This is a genomic window from Arenibacter sp. S6351L (assembly GCF_023016025.1).
Taxonomy (GTDB): domain Bacteria; phylum Bacteroidota; class Bacteroidia; order Flavobacteriales; family Flavobacteriaceae; genus Arenibacter; species Arenibacter algicola_B.
The window spans coordinates 22,451-43,677 of the sequence record NZ_JALKBB010000006.1; the positions used below are offsets into that span (position 1 = coordinate 22,451).

General features: G+C 39.0%; 14 protein-coding genes. 2 read left to right on the forward strand and 12 right to left on the reverse strand.

The window, feature by feature from the left end; genetic code table 11:
- Nucleotides 1-5 precede the first annotated feature (5 nt).
- The gene (gene udk / locus MWU82_RS06545; protein ID WP_247095746.1) at nt 6-614 is read right to left on the reverse strand and encodes a uridine kinase; all 609 of its coding nucleotides are present in this window, start codon (nt 612-614) and stop codon (nt 6-8) included.
- Between the two features lie 369 nt (nt 615-983).
- Here udk and MWU82_RS06550 point away from each other — a divergent pair, with 369 nt between their 5' ends.
- Together MWU82_RS06550 and MWU82_RS06555 are read left to right on the forward strand one after the other, a co-directional pair.
- Nucleotides 984-1,928: a serine hydrolase gene (locus MWU82_RS06550; RefSeq protein WP_247095748.1), complete on the forward strand. Its 945-nt coding sequence runs from the start codon at nt 984-986 to the stop codon at nt 1,926-1,928.
- A 126-nt stretch (nt 1,929-2,054) separates the two neighbouring features.
- On the forward strand, nt 2,055-4,910 hold the full coding sequence (locus MWU82_RS06555) for an Npt1/Npt2 family nucleotide transporter (protein ID WP_247095750.1): 2,856 nt from the start codon (nt 2,055-2,057) through the stop codon (nt 4,908-4,910).
- On the opposite strand, the gene MWU82_RS06560 is transcribed toward MWU82_RS06555, so the two are convergent.
- From MWU82_RS06560 to MWU82_RS06610, 11 genes are all read right to left on the reverse strand, one after another.
- Nucleotides 4,900-6,159 (reverse strand): serine hydrolase, encoded by a 1,260-nt coding sequence (locus tag MWU82_RS06560; RefSeq protein WP_215946415.1) that lies wholly within the window; start codon nt 6,157-6,159, stop codon nt 4,900-4,902. The genes MWU82_RS06555 and MWU82_RS06560 overlap by 11 nt on opposite strands.
- Nucleotide 6,160: 1 nt before the next feature.
- The gene (locus tag MWU82_RS06565; protein ID WP_247095752.1) at nt 6,161-9,067 is read right to left on the reverse strand and encodes a PEP/pyruvate-binding domain-containing protein; all 2,907 of its coding nucleotides are present in this window, start codon (nt 9,065-9,067) and stop codon (nt 6,161-6,163) included.
- 221 nt (nt 9,068-9,288) lie between these two features.
- Nucleotides 9,289-10,578, reverse strand: coding sequence for an AMP-binding protein (locus MWU82_RS06570; RefSeq protein WP_215946417.1), 1,290 nt, complete (start codon nt 10,576-10,578; stop codon nt 9,289-9,291).
- On the reverse strand, nt 10,578-12,248 hold the full coding sequence (locus MWU82_RS06575) for a C45 family peptidase (protein ID WP_247095754.1): 1,671 nt from the start codon (nt 12,246-12,248) through the stop codon (nt 10,578-10,580). The genes MWU82_RS06570 and MWU82_RS06575 overlap by 1 nt, the downstream gene beginning before the upstream one ends.
- A 14-nt stretch (nt 12,249-12,262) precedes the next feature.
- Entirely contained in the window at nt 12,263-13,135 is an 873-nt protein-coding gene (locus MWU82_RS06580; protein ID WP_215946419.1) for a cupin-like domain-containing protein, read from the reverse strand.
- 1 nt (nt 13,136) lies between these two features.
- The gene (locus MWU82_RS06585; protein WP_215946420.1) at nt 13,137-14,672 is read right to left on the reverse strand and encodes an NAD(P)/FAD-dependent oxidoreductase; all 1,536 of its coding nucleotides are present in this window, start codon (nt 14,670-14,672) and stop codon (nt 13,137-13,139) included.
- Nucleotides 14,673-14,802: 130 nt separating this feature from the next.
- Nucleotides 14,803-18,498, reverse strand: coding sequence for an MMPL family transporter (locus MWU82_RS06590; protein WP_247095755.1), 3,696 nt, complete (start codon nt 18,496-18,498; stop codon nt 14,803-14,805).
- The gene (locus MWU82_RS06595) at nt 18,491-19,660 is read right to left on the reverse strand and encodes a DUF2062 domain-containing protein (RefSeq protein WP_247095756.1); all 1,170 of its coding nucleotides are present in this window, start codon (nt 19,658-19,660) and stop codon (nt 18,491-18,493) included. The genes MWU82_RS06590 and MWU82_RS06595 overlap by 8 nt, the downstream gene beginning before the upstream one ends.
- Nucleotides 19,661-19,769: 109 nt before the next feature.
- Complete coding sequence (locus tag MWU82_RS06600; protein WP_215946422.1) at nt 19,770-20,258, reverse strand: hypothetical protein; 489 nt, start codon at nt 20,256-20,258, stop codon at nt 19,770-19,772.
- Nucleotides 20,259-20,627 carry a 3-hydroxyacyl-ACP dehydratase gene (locus tag MWU82_RS06605; protein ID WP_247095758.1) on the reverse strand — a complete coding sequence of 123 codons (369 nt, stop codon included), beginning with the start codon at nt 20,625-20,627 and terminating at the stop codon, nt 20,259-20,261.
- 5 nt (nt 20,628-20,632) lie between these two features.
- A complete protein-coding gene (locus MWU82_RS06610; protein WP_247095759.1) occupies nt 20,633-21,226 on the reverse strand; it encodes a porin family protein in 594 nt (197 codons plus the stop codon).
- Nucleotide 21,227 lies beyond the last annotated feature (1 nt).

The window sequence follows — 21,227 nt, forward strand, 5'->3', positions numbered from 1 at the left end:
GGTGATTAACTTAACTTTTCGTTGATTATGGTCCTTACAATGTCTATCGCCACGGTATTGTACTTATTGTTTGGAATTATAATGTCCGCATATTCCTTGGTAGGCTCAATAAACTGATTGTGCATAGGCTTTAGCGTATTTTGATAACGAGTTAAAACTTCATCCAAATCCCTGCCACGTTCGGTGATGTCCCTTTTTAAACGCCTAATCAATCTTTCGTCCGAATCGGCATGTACAAAGATTTTAATGTCGAACATCTCCCTGATCTGGGGATTTGTCATGATAAGGATACCCTCTACGATCATCACCTTTCTTGGATGGGTTAGAATGGTATCGTTGGTGCGGTTGTGTTTAACAAAAGAATAAACGGGTTGGTGAATAGGGATACCCTTCTTCAAATCTTGCAAGTGGTTGCCCAACAATTCAAAATCTATGGCACGGGGATGGTCAAAATTTACCTGTGTACGCTCGTCATAAGATAAATGGGAAAGATTGCAATAATAGGAATCTTGGGAAATAACCCCAACTTCCTCATACGGCAATTCATTTATAATTTGATTTACAACCGTAGTTTTTCCACAACCTGTTCCACCGGCAATCCCAATAACCAACATGTATTTCTAATTTGTTCCAAAAATAACAATTTGCAAGCAAACCGTAATGATTAAAATAGATGGCTTGCCCATATGCACGTAAACTTTTTATCCACCTCCAACGTAAGTATTAGAAGTGCTAGTGATGTCAATATTTTTTCTTTAGACTATTGGAATAATTTTTTGATATTCTGTGATTAATTTAACAGATAAAAATCAGATAATGATAAATTTAGCGTTATATTCTTTGGGTGTAATTTAATTTTTTGAAGTTTAAAAAATTAACAAATACCCAACACAAATATGAAATATATTTGATTGTTTTTTTTGGGTAGTTCTTTTTCTAGTGATTCGTATTTTTTTCTTAACAAACAGTATTATAGTATTTATATGATGGGTAAAACTTATTCTCAATTGCAGGCACGTATTATTGGAATATTATGTGTTGTTTTTTGTTCTAATTTCGCTTTGGCGCAAAAGGACTTACCCATTAGTATAGACGATGCCAAAATAAGGCCCCTTCCCAGTTTGGTAAATAGCGACTTACAAAAAAGTTTGGAAAAGGAGCTCATGTCCAACCCCAATTGGAAATCATTAATGAACAACAACAAGATGGCTGTTGGGATCGTAGACCTGTCAAATCCTGAAAATGCAAAATACGCTAGTATAAATGGTGATTATATGATGTATGCTGCCAGTTTGCCAAAAATAGCGGTGCTCTTATCCTCTATGGATGCCATTGAAAAAGGGGAGCTAAAGGAAACTCCGGAAATAAAGAAGGATATGCGATCTATGATCAGCAAATCCAACAATGAAGCAACTACCCGTATGATCGATCGTTTGGGATATAATAAAATACAGTCCGTTATGACCGATCCAAAATATATGTTCTATGATGAAAGTCGGGGCGGCGGATTATGGGTTGGTAAAAGATATGGAAGTGGTGGGGACACGAATAGGGAACCCTTAAAGAATTTGTCTCATGCTGCCACAGTGAACCAAGTATGTAGGTATTATTATCTATTGGCCAATGGTAAATTGGTGAATAAGGGTAGGTCCAAACAAATGTTGGATATCATGGGAGATCCCGAATTACATCATAAATTTGTAAATACCTTGGATAATATTGCTCCCGATGCCAGATTATATAGAAAGTCGGGCTCTTGGAGAACTTTTCATTCCGATTCTATTTTGGTTTGGGGAAATAATCCCAATCGCCGATATATTTTGGTCGCCTTGATAGATGATGCAGGAGGTGAGCAAATCATTAGGGACTTGGTAAGGCCTGTAGAAAAGGTGCTGAAGGCAGAGCGGGTACATTTTGCCGTTAACTAGGTCCATTTAGTATATTTCCTTTTGTTTATTCGTATAACGTTTGCCAATGAATTAATTTTGGCCCTAATCTTCTATGGATTGGTTTTTGATAGGAGTGCTGTTGGATATTACTAAAACGTATGAAAATTGAACTACCTTATTTCATTTATTAAAACGTTCCAAACCTACATACTAAAGGCATTTGATTTAAAAGAGGAGGAACTGACCAAAACACTTCTACTTCAATTAAATATATTCCTCATTATAACGGTTTTATTGATAGTAAAACCTACTATAAACTCACTTTTTCTTTCTGAACTTTCTTCGGATGCACTGCCATTGGGCTATGTTTTAACTGCTATAATGGCCGTATTGGGCTCGTTTTTTTACGACAGGGCCTTAGAAAAGTATCCTTTGAATATTATTGTGGATCGCACCTTGATCGGATCTGTTATTTCTTTGGTAATATTTGGAGTAGCCTTAAATTTTAACCTTGGGTATGGATTTGCATTGTATATACCCTACGTCTGGGTGGCTATTTTTGGGTTGTTGACCGCTTCTCAATTTTGGGTAATGGCAAATCTGGTCTATAATGTTAGGGAAGCCAAACGCGTATTTGGGTTTATTGGTGCCGGTGCCATTGGCGGGGGAATATTTGGGGGGTACTTAACCTCTTTATTGACCACTATTCTTAACACTGAGGATTTATTGTTTGTTGCTGCAACTCTCTTAATGTGCTGTTTGCCCATTACCCGTTATATCTGGAAGAACGAAGTGTTGAAACTCAACCCTTTTCAAGTTTCCAGTCGCTCCAATCCCAAAGCCGAGTCCCCTTTTAGGTTGATAAAACAATCCAAATTGCTTAGCCTAATTGCGGTAGTCATCGGAATAAGCGTTTTGGTGGCCAAATTGGTCGATTACCAGTATAGTGATTACGCCTCTAGGTTCATTAAAGATCAGGATGAATTAACATCCTTTTTCGGCTTTTGGTTTTCTACCTTGAGCGTTATTTCACTTTTGATTCAGTTGTTCCTTACCAAACGTATAGTAGGTACTTTTGGTGTTGGTAAATCCTTATTATGGTTGCCTTCGGGCATATTGTTGGGGTCTTTTCTGTTATTGATAGTGCCGCAACTTTGGGTGGTGGTATTTATTAAAATTGTGGACGGAAGTTTAAAGCAATCGGTTAATAAGGCAGCCACGGAATTACTTTCCATACCTATCCCCATAGAGATTAAAAAGAAGACCAAGACATTTACGGATGTGGTCGTAGACAGCATAGCTACAGGGATGGCGGGTTTTATTCTGATCTTTTTTATTAATGGACTGGATATATCATCTACCTACATTAGTATAATTATTATAGGGCTAATTTTGATCTGGTTGTACTTTATATATCATTTGAGGAATGAATATATAATTTCCTTTAAGAGCTTGTTGGAAAATAACCCCACAAGAAAAGAGAAGGCCACCAAATCGGAAATAAAGGTCACATCCATTATAGAAACGGTAATCAGGGTATTTGAAACAGGGAACGAGAATCAGATATTGCATATGTTGAACAAAACATTGGAAGTAAAGGATGAGCGTTTCTTTTTTGCCATTAAAGGCTTGTTGAACAATCCGTCTGCCAAGGTGAGGGCTTTGGCCATCGAAAATCTCTATTTTTTGAATACGGAAAATTTATGTCCAGCTGTAGAGCCCATGATCTATGATAAGGATCAACAAGTGACCACCTCTGCCTTTCGGTATTTGTTGAAGCGCTATCAACAAAACCCTGTGGAACTTTTGGACAAGTATTTATCGGTAGAGGACAATACCATTGCTAATGCGACCCTGATTGGCTTGTCCATGGAATTGCGAAATAATAGGGTAATGCAGGACCGATTTAGTTTGGAACAAAGAATTGATAATTCCCTTGCCCAATTATCGCAAACCAATACAGAGCAGGAAAGGACCAATAAGATACTTGCAATTCTTGAAACCATTGGGAATGCCAAGGTTGAAACCTTTTACCCTGTAATAAAGACACATATATATTCCGATAATGTTCTAATTACAAATATGGCTATTTTGGCGGCATCAAAAACATTGGACAAACAGTTTATAGATCTAATTGTTTCCAGGCTATCCGGTAAGGATACCAGAAAATCGGCAATGGAGGCCCTCTACTTTTATGGGGAGCCCATTATTGATATTTTGTTTGAGGGATTAAGAAGTGAAAACATTGACCCGGACGATAGCGCCTACGTGGTTATGGTTATTGGAAAGTTCGATTCGCAAAAGGCCATCAATATCTTGATGAAACTTACAGAGGATATGGAACATACGGTGAAAATTGAAGCTATTGAAGCTTTAAAACACCTCAAGTGGAAGTATCCCCACCTTAAAATTAGGGATCAGTTTATTGTGGATAAGATCTTGGACGAGTGTCACCTGTACCAAAGTACCCTGTCCGTAATCCATACCCAAATAGTACTGCAGTATAAAAAGAACCCCGAGAAACTGGAGACCAAGGAGGAAAATGAAGCCAGAAATGGCCTAATCCATTTGCTGGAACTGAGGCTGGACAGGCAATTAAAACGAATTTTTCAATTTTTGGGGGTAAAATACCCGCCCCAGGATGTGGATCCTATCTTAAATGCCATACTTAAAGGTCAGGAGGAGCAACGTATACATGCCATTGAATTTTTGGATAATATTCTGGACATTCAACTCAAAAAGGAATTGATTCCTGTTGCCGAATCCATTATACAAGTTGGTGTTATTTCCGAAGAAAATCTAAAAAATCTGAACGTAAAGGTCCTTAGTGAATCCGAAAGTTATTTGGCCCTATTAAAACGAAAGGATATTAAGCTGAAACTGGCGGTACTTTACTTAATTGAGAAAACAAAGGATCCCAAATTTACCCCCCTTTTGGAAATGGTTTTGGAGGATTCCAATGAGAAGGCCAGAACAAAGGCGGCCGAAATCTTGAGTAACTTTAAAAAATTTAGCGTTTAATAATTTTGTCGATACTGCTGGCCAAGGTCATGTGGTCCGTTGCGGAATTCTTTCGCAGTACATTGGTCATAAGTACCACCATATATTTGCAATTGTCCGGATGTTCTACAATGGCCACAGAATTCATATAGTTGGTAACATTGCCCATATATTTTCCACAGGCTTCACCTGTACTTCTATCACATTTATACAAACTCCCCGATTTAAAATAAACGGCAGCCGGCTTCAGGGCCGGGGATTGTGCATATCTTATCCTTCGGTCCGTCATATACATAAGTCGCTTCATTTCCAAGCTGGAGGCTTCATCCACCACCTTGCCCTGCTCCAACTGTATCAAGAATTTCATCAGTCCTAATGGAGACCCTATACTGCCCCCTTTATCGCCTACATAGCGGTTGGGACCTGAAGTAAAAAAGCTCCCTAAGCGCCATTCGTCTGTTGTAATTCCCAGTTCCCGTAGGGGCAGGTTTACCACGTCATTGGCCAAATCTGTCAATTCCTTTTTTGGGGTTGTGGTGAAGTAGGTATCCGCTTCCTCCTGGGTCAAGGTGGGGTAGGATTCTCCGAAGGCGGCCATCAATAAGGCTTCCCGCCATACAATACTCGCTGCTCCGTTGTTACTAACGGATAGCATATGGTCTGCCCATTCAAACAAGGTAAAAACATCACTGGCTATAACTTGCCTTTTAAGCAATTTATTCGTTTCCAGATTGAAAATGGGAACAGTGTGTTCATCTGTCAATCCCCAAACGCCCGATTTCACGGATTTGGATCGTAAAAGCTCCAAACGCTTTTCAAAGGAATCCGGATATATATTTTTCAATTGGGTAAACAAAGCTGCCATTACGGCCAGCTTGCCTACACTTCCAGGTTGATAACCAGCGGTTTCGTTTCGCTTGGCATATCTAACACTGTCAATATCCGAAATATCCAATACGGCTATGGAGTAACTCTTGTCCAACCCTCTAAAAAGAGCGTTGATGTCCTTTTGGAATTGCTCATCCACACTTAGGAAGGCGCTAGTGCTGTCCTCTTTTTTTGATATTAGGTTCAGTTCAATATCCATGTAGGACTTTTGTGCCCCTGGAGGGATAACAGTGGTCGACTTAAGTTCCCCGCTTTTAACGAGCTCCAGATACTTCAGCCGTTTAATCCCTGTATGCAAATAACCATCAATGGGGTAATAGCTCATGGTGGTAAAGGCCGAACATATTAGTAATAAAACAATATATTTAATATTCTTTCGCATCTTATATTTTTTTAGAAAGGGGAATGCTTTTGTCCAAATCGATTTTTGGCGTAATAGATTCCAAATAATTGGAACTCAAGGCTTTTTTATTCTCTACAAAAGGGCGTATTTGAAACAGCCACAACTTGTTGTTTTGGAATCCCAATTCCACATCATAGGCCCCTTCGTAATCCGATTTGGTTTCGGTAGCCATAGTTTCACGAATTGTTTTGGCAAATGCCCTTATTTCATCAATGTTTTTTTGGTTTAGGATGAAATTCTCAAAGGTGGACATTCTTTTTTCTGTTCCCCCAGCAGCCGGAAGTCGATTGTGGTACATTTCCCTGGCGGGTGCCAAAAGTTGAATGCCACCAATATCCTTAACCAGATAAGTTTCTGCCGATTGGCCATCTACAGCGCCGCCGGCACCCCTGCTAAAGGCAATGGTAAGATCAGCCGGATTGCCGGAACTGATGCCCTTGGTGATCAATACCCCGGAATAATCCACATCCACACTGGGGATTACCAAAATGGAGGGGAATACATTTTCGGGGTTTAGGAGGTACTTTTGACGCCACTTAAAACTGCGTTCGGAATAGGGGGAAGCCCAAACATCCTTAATTCCTGATATAATTTTTTCCTTGGCGGCAACATTGAATATAGTGAGGTTTAATCCGGCCCCTGTGAAATTCTTCAAATCTTCCATGTTGGTGTCACTTCTTAGAAAAACCGGGATTTCGCCAATTTCCTTCCCTAGTACATCTTTGAACCCTTTTTCCAATTGTGTAATGAATTGGGGTTTCATTGGCATTTTCTTTATGGCCTCCCTTAAGATTTCCAATTGCCTCAATTGGTAGTTTTCTACCTCGCCTTCCGCAATACCTTGGGCGCGCATAGTCTCTGCCTCCTTGAAGGTGGAATTTAAAAATTCCCAATAGCTGCCCTGCTGATCGGGCATACGTTGGTCCATATGGTCCCTAAAGATTCCGAAGGGAATCACCAGACCTTCGACCACCATATCCGGGAACATTTTTTTTAACTGTCCCAAATTGGCCGCCTTTGGACCACAAAGTTTTCCTGAATCTTCGGCGTCCACTGCCCTTAAATTTAATATGGCATTTTCGTCCAAACGTATATTTTCTATTGGCACTTCAATTCTTTCTTCTTTACGTTCTATCTTAATAAATAAATTGCGTTCCTCCTCGGACATGTCTTTTTCCAACTTCATAATAACGTTGCCCTTGTTGGACACCGCATAGAATACTTTTTCCCCATTATATTTTTGAAGACTTTTAAGATTTTCATCGCCTAGGGCAGCATTGGGGATGCCCATATTCCGTGCCAGCAATTGTACGTGAGACACCATATTTCCTTCGGATACCGTCGCAATACCTGCAACCGGTTTAAGATCGGACGGGGGGCGCTGAAAAATATAAATCTTGTCGGAGGATACCTCTATTTCATCAGGGGAGCCACCGATGACAACCAATTCGCCAAGGGCATAACCAGGATTTAGACCCCGCAGGCCACTTTGATTGTCTATGTCCATGACCTTATTGGTCAAGGCAGATTCCTGGGCGATGATATCGCCTAGCTCTCCCACGGTTTGGCCTAAATAGAGGGCAATGGAACCTCGAATTTTATCATCTATAAATCCATATGCCTTAGGTTCAAAACCGGTATAAATGTCCACGATCTCCTGATAGTTGGCCTTTACCATGGAAGAGCTCCATTCCACTTCCCTGCGTGCATTTTCCAATACTGTGGTAAGTTGACCAAGGGACATGGCATGGCTGTTGGATCCCTTTAACGATAGATTAAGTTGTTCCCATTCTGCCAGCTCTATATATCCTGCACCGGCATTCGCCATTCCTAAATAGCAAACCTTGTCCAACAAGCCGTTTAGATCTTCCGGCTGCCATTGGGGAGAATTTTTAAATATTACTTCTTCCAACTTTAGGGAGGCGTCCAATAGCTGAAGACGGGCGGTTGCATTTTCCTCCTTTAGGACGGCCTGCCTTATCTCCAAAAGCAATTCGGCCGTAGCGGGAATAAGCACTGCTGCATTTGTTTCTCCACTGTAACTGGCCGCAAAGGCTTTTATGGAAACCCCTATAGGGCTATCCTGTACAAGAGGTGTATTTTTTTGTATTTGAGCAATATCAACCGGTTTGTAGAAATTGGCCATGGTAGACACCAAGGCATCTATTTTTGCTTTTGCCTCGTTGGTCAGTTTGTTACTGTTTTTAGACTTAAAGTCCTTTACTTTATTAATATCCCCGGCATCTGGCTGACTATGGATTTTAACCCTTAAATCCATGAATTCTGGGACCATGTCCGATATTACCTTAGAATCGCTCCTTATTTTTTGGGCCAGATTGTCATCGCCATTATGTGGAATATCCTTTAAGGACTGTCTAATGAGGTAAAAGTTTTTGGTTAAATTTTCGGTGTTGGATAACAGCCATTTATAAAAATCTACGCCCCAGGCCTCTTCGTCCTCTGCCTGTGTAGCCCCACGATAGTACTGCCCCCTTTCAAGGATCCAGCCATTATCAACAGTTCTTAAATATTTGTCCAATTGGTACTGTTTAAGACGGGAATGATTGTTTTCGGCGTCCCATAATTCCTCTTTGGAGGTGTAAGACAAAATTTGACCCAAAAAGAGGTGGTTGCTCTTTCCTAAATCTATAACAGAGCTTTTATAGGTAGCATGCTGTACTCCAGGACCAATATTATCGGGACAAGGATCTTTGGGTTGGCGTATGCTTCCATCCGTACAGAACCAGCGAATTTCTTTGTAAGGTCCGCGGATATCCTTTTTGTAGGAGTTGATCAAATCCTTTATTTCCTGATTGCTTAATTTTTGTCCAGGACTTATTAATGGAAAGAAAAATATTAGGATATATATAAATATATGTTTTTTCATAGGGTTGTAATGGTAGTTCCAAAGTGTAATCAAATGTAATACCAATTTTAATGCAAATATATATTTAAGCCTAGTTTCGATGGCATAATCATAAAAACCTTGCTATAAAGGCGGGAAATGGTAACTGCCCTGGCAATATAGCCTGTATGGCCTTAGAATGTAAGCAATTGAAGGAAGATTTACAAATGCATTTTTTGGGGTTACTGTGTCCAAGTATCAGTTTAGAGTCGGTGGTCTATCACAATAACGGGTTTTCTGCTCATTTTGGGAAATCGCAATTCCTGAAGGGTTTTAACATCGTGGAATTCAATTTTAGGGAGTACCCTTAGTTTTGCCCTAAAGTGATCCTTGATGGTCTGCAATAAGTCATTTGTAGGGTTGGAAGTAGCTATTTTAATACATATTTCATCGGTACCTATGTCGTTATGGTCAATTTCGATTACAAAGGCGTCTATTTCATTAAAATAGTTAAGTACGTTGTACATGGCCGGAGGATATAGGGTAGTGCCCTTGTATTTTATCATTTGTTTCTTCCTACCAATAACAGGGCCTAAGCGCGGGGTATTTCTTCCACAGGAACATTTGGAGGTATGTGCCTGGACAATATCACCGGTTTTAAATCTCAGCAGTGGCATACCTTCAACACCCAAAGTAGTAATGGTAAGTTCTCCCGGCATTCCATCTTCAACTTGTTTTTCCTCATCGTCCAGAATTTCGATGATGATCAATTCGGGGTGATGGTGACCGCCTTGCCTTGCGGCACATTCGGTAAAGGCCGTACTCATTTCTGTGGAGGCATAGGTGGAATAAAGGGGAATGTTCCAATCCTTCTTTATTTTGGCAGCGAGGGTGTTCAATGAAAAATCTTCGTTCCGCAGTGATTCCCCTATGCAAATAGCCCCTTTTATCCCGGCTTTATTGGGGTCTATTCCATGTTGATGGGCGTATTCTATGAGTTTTAATAAAAAAGACGGAACCACAATAAGGTAAGTTGGTTTAAACTTAAGGATGGAATCCCATTGAAGTTCAGGAATTCCGGCACCAACCCTTATAATTCCAGCACCCAGTTTTCGGGCTCCCAGAAAATAGGCCAAACCGGCCATAAACCGTCTATCTATAGTGGTCGTTAATTGTAAAATATCGTCTGCGGTAACACCGGCACAGTCAAAGGAGATGGCCTCGTTATATGCCAAACGATCAAGGTCATTATCTGTAAGGGCAAAGGTTACAGGTTCACCCAAGGTACCGGAGGTAGTTACGTAATCTATTATCTTTTTCCTATCTACGCATAAGAAATCATCATTATATTGTTGTAGATCCTCTTTGGAGGTTGTGGGGAGTTTGGTCAGGTCGTCCAAGGTCTTTATATCACTGGCCTGTAGATTATTTTCCTTGAAAATTCTTTTATAATAGGCAGAGTTTTGGGTAGTATATTCTATAATCTCCCTTAAACGCTGTTCTTGTAACTGTTGAATTGCCTCTGCCGATGCTTTTTCGATTTCAGGGATCATTATTTTAATTTACGTTTTAGTCTTCGAATATACGAATGTACCACAGCTTTCTCGGGAACTGTGGTAATTTCTTTTGTGCTTGCTTCTATAAAGTTGTTTAAGGCTGCTCTATAATATTTTCTATTGTAGTTGTAAAGGCCTAGCCAATAATGCGTTTCCCAAAATTCGGGATTCAATCTTTTAAATTCCTCAAGAAATTCGGGATTCAAGTGCTTATTATCTGCAACGGCTTGTTTTATTTGATGAATTTCTACACGGTACTTTTCATAGTTGTGATAGGCTTGGGTATAAAGAAAACTATCCTTTTCAATATTTTTACTAGGGATGGAAAGCGTTGATCCAATGCTATGATTTAAACTGTCCTTGAAAATTTTGTTTAGATCATAGGCCACAAATTCTCCTAATTGGTACGGATTTGAAGAAACCCAAACCAATCGCTGCTCTGGCTTAAAAACAATGCCGTGATGTGCCAATAATTGGTTTAACGCCTTTTCATTGCCGTAACCAATGTCGTTATCCTCAAGACCTTGCTTATTTCTAAGTATGTCCACTGCAATCGTTGGGGTTATTTTATTATGATCTCCCAAAAGTTCTTCCATACGCTCATATCTGTATTTGGAATGACTTTCAAATATGTGTTTTTGGTTGTTTTTGTCTTCGGTATAGGCATTACTTTGAAAGTGATTGGAGCAGATCAATTCATTGGAATTGGGAACTTCATATACCCCAAAATTATCGGGAGAGACTTCGATTACGATCGCCTTTTTATCCCTGGCACTGCCAACCAGAATAGATTCGGATACAAAAACCTGTCGTTTTTTTGCGATGGTAACGGCCTCCTCCAAAGTAGATGCATACTGTAAAATTTCTCTGGTAAGGATACTGATGGGCGTTTTTGCAACCAAGGGAATTTTGGATTTTCCTGCATTGATGGTAACCGTTAATCCATGCTCGTTCATTCCAGAGACCACTCCCGTCATTCCAGCCCAGGTCACGGACATAAATTTGTGGCCCTCTGTAGGGTCCAGGAAGGAAATTATTTTGTTTTTGGCAAAATCATCCCCGGCGTAAAAGTCAAAATTCCTGCCAATTATCAAACTTCCGTCTTCGGATTTATTGCCCCATACAGCAAAGGAAGAACAGCCAACAAGGGCCAGATCTTGAAGAGCATGCCCTATATCGTGGGCGCCATGAAGGTAAAGTACTCTTGAATATGGATCTGCTATGTCGTTAAAGTTTTGGGACGCGTAACGGGAAAGCCCCCAAATTTCTGCTTTAATTTCCTCGGGAATGTTTTTGTACATTTTTCTATTATACCAGGCCAAGAATTTTCTCAGGAAATATCTCTTTGTTTTGGAAGGGACCAATTCCTCTACCTTGGATAAAAATATTGCTTCCTGTTTTTGAAACAGGTCTTCCGTAAGGGCTCCGGTTATTAAACCCCTTTGCAATGGGTCTCCTGATACATAAAGTTCCCAAAGCCCTTGTTTGTTTTTGGTCAGGGAGTTATTGGAATAAATATAGGAAGTATCAGAGGTTTTTGTTATTTCTGGAATTTGATGGTTGTAGTTACTTAAATTAGGCCTATCCTTTAGGGATTTTGAAACTCCACAAGAACCAAAAAGTCCAAGCAAAACAACAACACATACAATCCATTTTATCCGGTACATCCTAATTGTTTAATTTATTCTTTTCCAAACCTATTATTGGTTTTAACCAGCATCCTTTTTTCTTTAAAGTCTACCCACTTCTGACCCCAAATTTTCCTCATGGTATTCTCAAAAGGTCTCATAAAAAATAGATTTCCAAACATTTTGGACAACAATACAGGATGTTTTGGCAGGGCCCTTAAGGTAATGGAAAACCCCCCATCCAGATATTTAATATAGTGCCAGTATCCACTGGGCATGTAGAGGGCTTCCCCATGTTTCATTTCTACATATAATCCTTCTGCTTTTTTTAAGGCCGGATAGCGATCAAAATCGGGATCATCCATATTTATGGATTCTAAATTATGTACGGAAAAGGGAACCTTGTACAGGTATTTCGTCTGTTCGGGTGGGAATAAAAGCACACTTTTGTGTCCGTGAAAATGAAAATGAAGTAGGTCTGATAAATCCATGTCATAATGGGGCAGTACTACAGAACCTTCACCCCCAAAAAACATGACAGGCAGACGTTTAAAAAATTTTAATCCAATATCCGGGTAACTAATATCCTTAATTAGTTCTGGCATTTTATCCAGGATATTATAGAAAAAAATACGAAGGTCCGTTGGTTTGGTTTTAAGGATTTCCAGGTAGTCGTACAGTTTCATTTCCGTTACCGGGGCAGCGGAGTTTTGTTTCCCTTTGGTAGGTTCATTGTTGTACAGTGGAACCACTTGGTCGCCCGCCTTTTTCTGTATGTAATCTATATTCCATTTCTTGCGTGCAGGCCAATCCGAGGTGAGGTTTTCAATTAAAACTGGGCGTTGGGTTTTGTAATACTGATTAATAAAATCCTCTTTGCTAATAGAACTGACCCTTGTAATAGGAATTGTTTTAATCTGTCCCATATTAAACTTCTTGAGCTTTATTGACTTCCAAAATTTTTTCCAATAAATAATCCTTTCCTACTAACTCGGAACAGGTAATAATTGCACCAATGGTCACTCCCAAGATTCCGTGCATATTTAAACTTTGGCCCGTAAATAGCAGGTTTTTGATTTTTGTTCTGGGAGAAACAAATGAGTGTAGGGGATTGTTTACGTCTTTAACATAACCGTACATAGATCCATTATGGGACCCTATATAATCCCTGTAGGACAATGGGGTGGAGGCATATACGGTTTGAATGCAATCTCTTAGGTTGGGGAATTTTTTTTCCAATTCCGCAATAAAAATTTCTGTTTTGTATGCCTTGAACTCTTCATATGTTTGTCCTCTATCATTTTTGGAGGCAACTGTATTAAAAGTGTTCTCCCAGTACTTAACCTCATCAAAATTCATATAGGTCATAGCTATTAAACTATCTCCCCATCCATCATCCTTTTTATTAATACCCATAGAGACCATATACCCCTCTGGCCAACTTTCCTGAGTATAATTCTGTGCATCCCAAACACGATCTCCATATTTAAAATGATAAAAATTCTTATTGTGATATTTAAAGGATTTGGGTTTTAGGACAATGTAAACGCTAAAGGCCGAAATAACACTTTCAATGTTATTTATTCTGTTGGTGTAGGATTTTCTAAAATTTTCCTCACCGACCATTTTTAAAGTAAGCTTGGGTTCTATATTCGAAATGAATATATCACCGTTTATCTGCTTTCCATTTTTTGTTTCCACCGAAGTGATTTCACCATTTTCGACATTAAATTTGGAAACCTCATGATGTTTGAAGGTGTCGCCCCCAAATTTCTTTAATTGTCTAATAAGTACTTTGGTTATCTGACTTCCCCCGTTAACACATCTGTAGGCACTTTCTATATAGGAATTTACGGAAAGGGCATGAACATAAAAAGGGGAACGTTCCCCGTCGCCGGCATAGAGAAAATTGGTCCCCGCAAACACGGCTTGTAATTTCTTATTGTTGGTAAGGGAATTGATATAGGTTTTGGCATTCAGCTTAAAAACCTCATCTTGTCCATAGGAAGGATTGCCCTTGTTCAAATTGTAAAGGGGGAACTTGGAACAAGTTTCCCTTAATTTTTTACTGTATGTTTTTATCGCCTTTTCCTCTTCCGGAAATTGGCTCAGTAGACTTTTTTCAAAACGCTCATAGCCTTGGGCGTGTTTGTACTCCTTTGGGTCCCCTTCAAACGTGATTACATCAAAACCGTCTTCATCCAATTTTTTAAGCTTCAATTGGTCCATTATACCCAGATACTTAAAATATTGGTTCAGGTTTTGTCCTTCCGAAAGTCCGCCAATATAATGCACCCCTGTATCAAAGATGGTTTTGTCCCGGACAAAGGTTTGTAGGTTGCCTCCAAATTGATTGTTTTTTTCCAAGACACAGACACTATAACCTTCTTTGGCCATTATTAGGGCAGAAACCAATCCCCCTAATCCGCTTCCAACAATTACAATGTCGTAATGTTCTTTCATAAATGGTATTCTTTACAATTTTCAAAACCAATGTTCAATACTTGGTTTTGTTGGGTGTTACACCCATATAATAATTAATATAACTCCCTGATTCAATACGGGGATTTTTTTGGAATCCTCCAAATACAGCTTATTCCAGGTCCTTGTTTTTTTCTAAGATAATAAGATTATCATTTTCAAAGACATTTTTAAAGTCTGTGGACAATATAATTCTTTCCAACAATTTTGCTCCGTCCTTTACCAATATCAGTAGCCTGATATTATTTTTTATTGTTGGTGCCAGGCTATCCGGGTCCTGTATTTCCAAATCAATGATCATTATATCCGCTGGCTGTGCCACAGCCTCATCAATGGATTCTGCCAGGTTTAACTTGGCTATTTGTTGGTAAATAAAACTGTTCTCTACAATAGGCCTTATCTCCTCATCCTCCAAATAGGCGTAAATTTTGCGATCTACGGCATTTAAAGATAATAGAAAATCCAGTTGCCCGTAATCTTTTGAAAGATGAATTATAGAATCAGAGGTTCCAATACGTTTTGAGAGGAGGGCGTAAATTTTTGAGTTTATTTTTAAATCTTTTTTTACTGCACGGTAGATATTATCCCCTTTGTATCGATAATCCTCAAGAATTGTTCTCATGAAATAGGTATCCCCTTCCACATCATTCCTTAGTGTCTGGAATTCGGACCTGAAATGGGCTGCGATTTTTTTATTGCGCTCCCTGTAAGTTTTGCCGTAGTCTAGTTGCTCGGGTGAAATTCTATCCAAGATCTTTACGGTTATACTGCCATTTTTTATAACAAAACTTCCTTTGGGAAGCACTTCCGAATTTCCGTGTATCAAAACAGGAACAATATCCATGTTAAACTTCTCCGCCAAATAAAAGGCTCCTTTATGGAATCGTCTTATTTTGTTGGTCCGAGACCTTGTGCCTTCAGGGAAAGCCATTAATGAGTATCCTTGGGCAACCTTGTTTCTTAAATGTTCAAGGCCATTATCTATCCCTTCGGACACCGGATAAAATCCGGCCAGTTGCACGGCCTTTCCAAAAATGGGTGATTTATACACCCAGTCGTTTACCAAATAAATAATCTTCGGATACAACATACCTACGGCCAAAATATCTAAAAAGGAGGTGTGGTTTGCTATGATTATGGCAGGTTTATTAAAATCCTCCCCTGATGTATTGATAATTTTTTTACTAACAAAGGGATTGGTATACAGTACCGATTTCATGAATTTAGAAATGGTCCTATGGAACCATTTCATTTTGACTTTTTTCTTAAAGGGCAGTATTTTCATAAAGGTAACACTCCATATGGACAAGAGTAGTCCGCCGGAACCATAATAACCAAAGGAAAGGACGGAATGAATAAGTAAACGAAGGCTAATAGGACGTTTTTCCTTACTCCCAATAAAGAGTAAAAATAACAGTGGTTGTATGGTGAAAGCTACAAAAACCGCAGATAGGATACCTATGAGGGATACGAGGCTAATGGAATGTAAGGCAGGGTGTTTGGCAAAAATTAGCACGCCAATTCCCAACACTGTAGTAATGGCCGAAAGAAGAATAGAGGTTCTGTGTGTTCTGAGTACTTTTTCCCCTTTACCATACTCCTTGAGCAGTCCGGTTGTTATGAATATGCTGTAATCTATTCCCAAGCCAAATATAAAGGTTGAGATAATGATGTTAAAGATGTTGAATTCTATATGGAACATCCCCATAATGCCAATGGTCAGCCACCAGGTCAGCAGTATGGGGATGCTGGTAACCAAAACCAGGGAAAAGCTCCTAAAGAAAAAGAACAGGATCAGTACTACTATACCAAGGGAGTAACCAATTAGTTTATTGAAATCATTTTTGAGATTGCCTAAAAACATCTCGTTCATTTCCTGCCTGTCTATTACCAATGTTTTGGGGTAAGCTCTAAAAATTTGCTTTAATTTTTCCTCATTTCCCTCCTTTAATTTAATCAGTGAGGTAACAGTGGTAAAATTATTGTCGGTAACCAGGTAGTCATCAATTGGCAAGGCAGCTACACTACTGTAATCTTCAATATTCAACAGTCTAAAATCTTTGTTGAGAAAGGAATAGAATTGATCGAAAGAGCTGGGCTTAAATCCTAATTCAGTGCCACTTTCCACAAGATTTTTCTTAGTATTTTCAATGATTTCCTTGTTCCAAAATTCCTTCCAAAGCTCAATTTTTTCTTGCTGATTTTTTTGGGACAGGACTAGGTTACCTATAGAGCTAAAACTTAGTATTTCTCCATTATTTTTTAGGCTGTCCAATTCATGGGATATAGTATTGTTGTTTTGAAGGACCTTTTCGCCATCTTCTCCATAGGAGGCCAAATAAATGGATTTGGAAGACATATTGGTAAGGGCATCCAGTCTTTCCCTAGCTTGTACCAAGGCTGCAGGCTCATAGTTGAGTTTGGCAATATCCTTATTGAAAATCACCTTATCATGAAAAAATATACTGGCAATCAAGAGACCTACAAGGATAGATATGCTCCATTTGTTTTTATGAAGGTTGTAGGAGGCTATTTTATCCAAGAGGGTGTACTTTACTTTAAGATTGTCAGTATTCCTATAGACATGGGGTATGATAAGGAGTGCGAAAATACAGGAGCCAATTACGCTGACAGCAGCAAATATACCAAGGTCCTGTAGGGCTTGCGAGTCTAGGAAAAGAAGGCACAAAAAGGCTAGGGCAGTGGTAATACTACTCATAATAACGGGCTGGGCCACATCTGAGTAGAGTGTCTTTATAGAGGGGTTATTTCTTATTTGGGTTAGTATGTGCAAGGAATAATCCAAGGTAACCCCTAGCAGTACGGAACCTATCCCCAAGGAAATGGCAGAAATCTTCCCCCTGGTCAAATACAGTACGGCAACGGATAGTGTTGCACCAAAAAGGGTAGGGGCGAATAGTATAATGGGAATGGTTAATTTTCTGTAAAATAGGATAAGGATTCCCATTAAAATAGATAAGGCAATAGTGACCGTAAGGCGAATATCCTTTTTGATCTGTTGTGCGTTGGCAACAGCTATTAGGGTGGCCCCATAATATTCACTTTTAACCCTGTCTTGAAACAACTGGTCCAATTGATCCTGGGTTTCATAAAGTTCCGTCACAAATTTGGTGTTTTCCACGGTTTCGCTGGAAGGGTGGGCAGGAGTAATAAATAATAATATATTTTGAAGATCCTTGCTCAGAAGAAAACCATCCTTTAGGGTAAACTGATCCCCTATGCCCAAGCGACTTAATTTTTTTAAGGCGATAAAAGAAATGCCGAGGGGGTCTTTCAGAATCATTTCCTTGGCAACGATTCCGGAAGGGGAAATTAATGTTCTGTAGTTTTTTTGTGTGATTTTGGCAATGCTGTCCTTGTCAAGTTTTTTTGAAATGGTATTGTAATCCTCCCTGTCCAAAAGCAGAGGAGCATTGTCATAGACAAACCCCATGGTGTTTCCCAGATCTCCGTCATCTATTTTGCCCTGGATTTTTTTTATATGTGAAGAAGATTTTTTGGCTATACTATCCAGGAAATCATTTGCATACCTTGTTAGTTCTTCAATAGGCGCCCCTGGTTGGCGCACAATATTGACGATGATCTTATCTGAAAAATTTACCGATTTTAATACTTTTTGAACTTCTTCTGTCTTGCTATTACTGGGGATAAGCTTGGTTATGTCTTCCTCGAATTCAATTTTGAAAGCAAAATATATAAGGATTAAAAAAAGAACCAAGAGACCAATGCCGCTAAGCAGTCTTTTCTTGGCCACATATTGATAAACCCTATATAAAAAACTACCCATTTTTAAGTGCAATTTTTTTCCTATCAAAAATATTCAAAATAATATAACCGCATATTCCTGCGGTAAAAGATCCAATAAGGGAAAGGGTTATGCTACCGATTATATAGGATTTTAGATGTTTTATTACTTCAAAATTGGCGCCTGCCTCCTCAAACGTAAAATTGAACTCGGTACCCAGGACCCAGTGGCCAATTTTAAGGCTGATAAATAGCACAAAGGGTATAAAAGGAGCGAAGCTTACGTTGGAAAAAGCGAAGGCAATGGTCTTGTTCAGTTTAAATAAAACCGCCAAGAAAATAACTATCAAGGTCTGGAAGCCCCATAAAGGCGATAGACCAATAAGCACTCCCAATGCTATGGAAAGCGCCTTTTTTTCATGGGAATCATTACTGCCTAGAAAGTCTTCATGGAAAAATCTTTTAATTCCTTTTTTTTTTATTTTTCGAATTAAATCACGTGGAAAAATATAGAGAAGGGTCAGAATTACCAAGTAGGTGTTTAACAGGCTAATTCTTGAAAAATCGGTAAAGGGTCTAAAATGGGATACCCTTTCGGTAACATCATAGGTTACTTTTATGGGAATATTCTTCACTTCTATTCCGTTCCATGCAGCCTTCACGATTGCTTCGATTTCAAACTCGAATTTTTTTGTAAAGAATTTGATATCCTTTAAAGCCAGTATGGGATATAGTCTATATCCGGATTGGGTGTCCTGTAGTTTAATTCCAGTTTCGACCCAAAACCAGAAATTGGAAAATTTGTTGCCAAAACTACTTTTTTTAGGAACGCCTTTTTGTCCCATATTTCTCGCTCCTATATACAGTACGTCTTTGGACGTTTCCTGGCTTAGGTTGCCAATAAGTACAGGTATATCATCCGGAAAGTGTTGACCGTCGGAATCAATAGTGATGGCAAAGTGGAAACCTAGTTCCAGAGCCAATTCAAAACCTTTTCTCAGAGCATATCCTTTGCCTATGTTATGTGGAAGGGAAATAGTACGGATATTGGAAAATTTATCCAATATATCCGAAGTGGTATCGGTTGAACCATCATTTACTACTATAACATTTTGGGTGTATAGCAGCACCCCTTCAAGGACTTTTTTTAGGGTTTTATGATTGTTGTAGGTAGGTATTATCACACAGCATTTAAGCTGATCCATAGCTTTAGTTGTGGATGTAGTATGTTGTGACACGGTTTTAACGTAATTTGGTTGTTCCATCTTGTAGAAAAATACAAGATATGGTTCGCAAAAATAGCAATTACTGAAGTTAAAACCGTTGCTTTTCTTCAGTATTAAATCCTGTGGATTGTAATATATACGATTTCACAAAATCCTTGACCGCTTTAGAATTGGTCTTTTCGTAGTGGTTTAAAATGAAAGTTTTGTCCTCTGCGATGTTGGATCTGTATTTCAAAAACTTTGGGGAATTTTCCTGTATACTCAATCTTAGGCACCTAATTTCTATGTTTTCCGGTTTTTGGGATACCGCAAATTCCAGTAGTAAAACCCCACTTTTAAAAAGGTCTTTCCTTTCCGCATTATCCTTTGTGTATTTTGCCGTCAATGCAGAAACTGCACCCTTGTAAGCTACCAATACAGTGTTATCTTCCTTGGAAACAGTTTCCAGTTTATCCCTTAAGGCCAGGGCCGATTCACGGTCGTTTGTGGCCAGGCTAAAATCTTTTCGAACCTGGTCTAGATCGGGTGTGAAAGGAGAAATGGAAATCACGAATAGAAGAAAACAGATAAGTTTCATTTACACCGCGCTTTTAAAGGTTGCACTTAGTTTTAGGGCAACTGTTTCCCCAAAGGTGGTTGTACTTTTTACCTTGATCAGACCGTCTATTTCAGAAAGGTTGATGTCTATTAAAAGTGTCGGATCCGTTTCAGGATTTATAATGGCCATGAATTTTACATTGGTGGCGACAGATAGAAATAAATCATGCCCAAGACTTTTTTCCGTTAATTCCTTTATGATTTGAATCATACATACCCCTGGCATAATAGGCTTTCCTGGGAAATGGCCTTTAAAAATTTCATGCTTGGGGTTCAACTTGATTTGGGCCGATATGCCTTCCTCGTTTTTATTAAAAGTTTCTGTAGTATATAGTCCTTCTATTAACATTTTGCTCACATATTAAATTTGTAGGCGAGTCCAATTTGGAATACCCTGTTCAATTGATTCTCCTCAGAATTGACTCCATAGTCTCCGGAGTCATTGAAATCCAGATCTATCAATCCTTGTTTATATCTCAATTCCAATGCCAATCCAAAATCAAACTCATATCCAATCCCTCCAAACACGGCCAGATCTATAGGCGTTATTTCTAGATTTTCACCGTTGTCATTGATAAGGTTTATAAAATTGTCATCAAAATTAATGTCTATACTAGGGCCCAAAATAAAGTGGAACCCCTGATTTTTACTGACAAAAAATTTATTTGCCAGGGCAATGGATACATAATTAATATTTATGTCTTCCCCATTTCTATAGCTGGCATTACCTCCCTGGTTGGAATATATTATTTCTGGTTGCATAGTGTAACTATCCGTAAATTTGACCGCCAAAAACAACCCTGTGTATAATCCGGATTTGTTATCCAGTTCGGAATTCAGGATCTTGGCGTTGTTCAATCCCAATCTTACCCCTAGTTGCGACTTGCTTTGTGCAAACAAGGTGTAGGAAATTGTGAGGAAAAGGCTGGTAAATAGTAATTTTTTCATT

What these genes read in the sequence shown, in the direction of transcription:
- MWU82_RS06610 (WP_247095759.1), bottom strand. Translation starts at nt 21,226, where the DNA reads ATGAAAAAATTACTATTTACCAGCCTTTTCCTCACAATTTCCTACACC.
- MWU82_RS06560 (WP_215946415.1), bottom strand. Translation starts at nt 6,159, where the DNA reads ATGCGAAAGAATATTAAATATATTGTTTTATTACTAATATGTTCGGCC.
- udk (WP_247095746.1), bottom strand. Translation starts at nt 614, where the DNA reads ATGTTGGTTATTGGGATTGCCGGTGGAACAGGTTGTGGAAAAACTACG.
- MWU82_RS06595 (WP_247095756.1), bottom strand. Translation starts at nt 19,660, where the DNA reads ATGGATCAGCTTAAATGCTGTGTGATAATACCTACCTACAACAATCAT.
- MWU82_RS06580 (WP_215946419.1), bottom strand. Translation starts at nt 13,135, where the DNA reads ATGGGACAGATTAAAACAATTCCTATTACAAGGGTCAGTTCTATTAGC.
- MWU82_RS06585 (WP_215946420.1), bottom strand. Translation starts at nt 14,672, where the DNA reads ATGAAAGAACATTACGACATTGTAATTGTTGGAAGCGGATTAGGGGGA.
- MWU82_RS06550 (WP_247095748.1), top strand. Translation starts at nt 984, where the DNA reads ATGATGGGTAAAACTTATTCTCAATTGCAGGCACGTATTATTGGAATA.
- MWU82_RS06575 (WP_247095754.1), bottom strand. Translation starts at nt 12,248, where the DNA reads ATGTACCGGATAAAATGGATTGTATGTGTTGTTGTTTTGCTTGGACTT.
- MWU82_RS06570 (WP_215946417.1), bottom strand. Translation starts at nt 10,578, where the DNA reads ATGATCCCTGAAATCGAAAAAGCATCGGCAGAGGCAATTCAACAGTTA.
- MWU82_RS06600 (WP_215946422.1), bottom strand. Translation starts at nt 20,258, where the DNA reads ATGAAACTTATCTGTTTTCTTCTATTCGTGATTTCCATTTCTCCTTTC.
- MWU82_RS06590 (WP_247095755.1), bottom strand. Translation starts at nt 18,498, where the DNA reads ATGGGTAGTTTTTTATATAGGGTTTATCAATATGTGGCCAAGAAAAGA.
- MWU82_RS06565 (WP_247095752.1), bottom strand. Translation starts at nt 9,067, where the DNA reads ATGAAAAAACATATATTTATATATATCCTAATATTTTTCTTTCCATTA.
- MWU82_RS06605 (WP_247095758.1), bottom strand. Translation starts at nt 20,627, where the DNA reads ATGTTAATAGAAGGACTATATACTACAGAAACTTTTAATAAAAACGAG.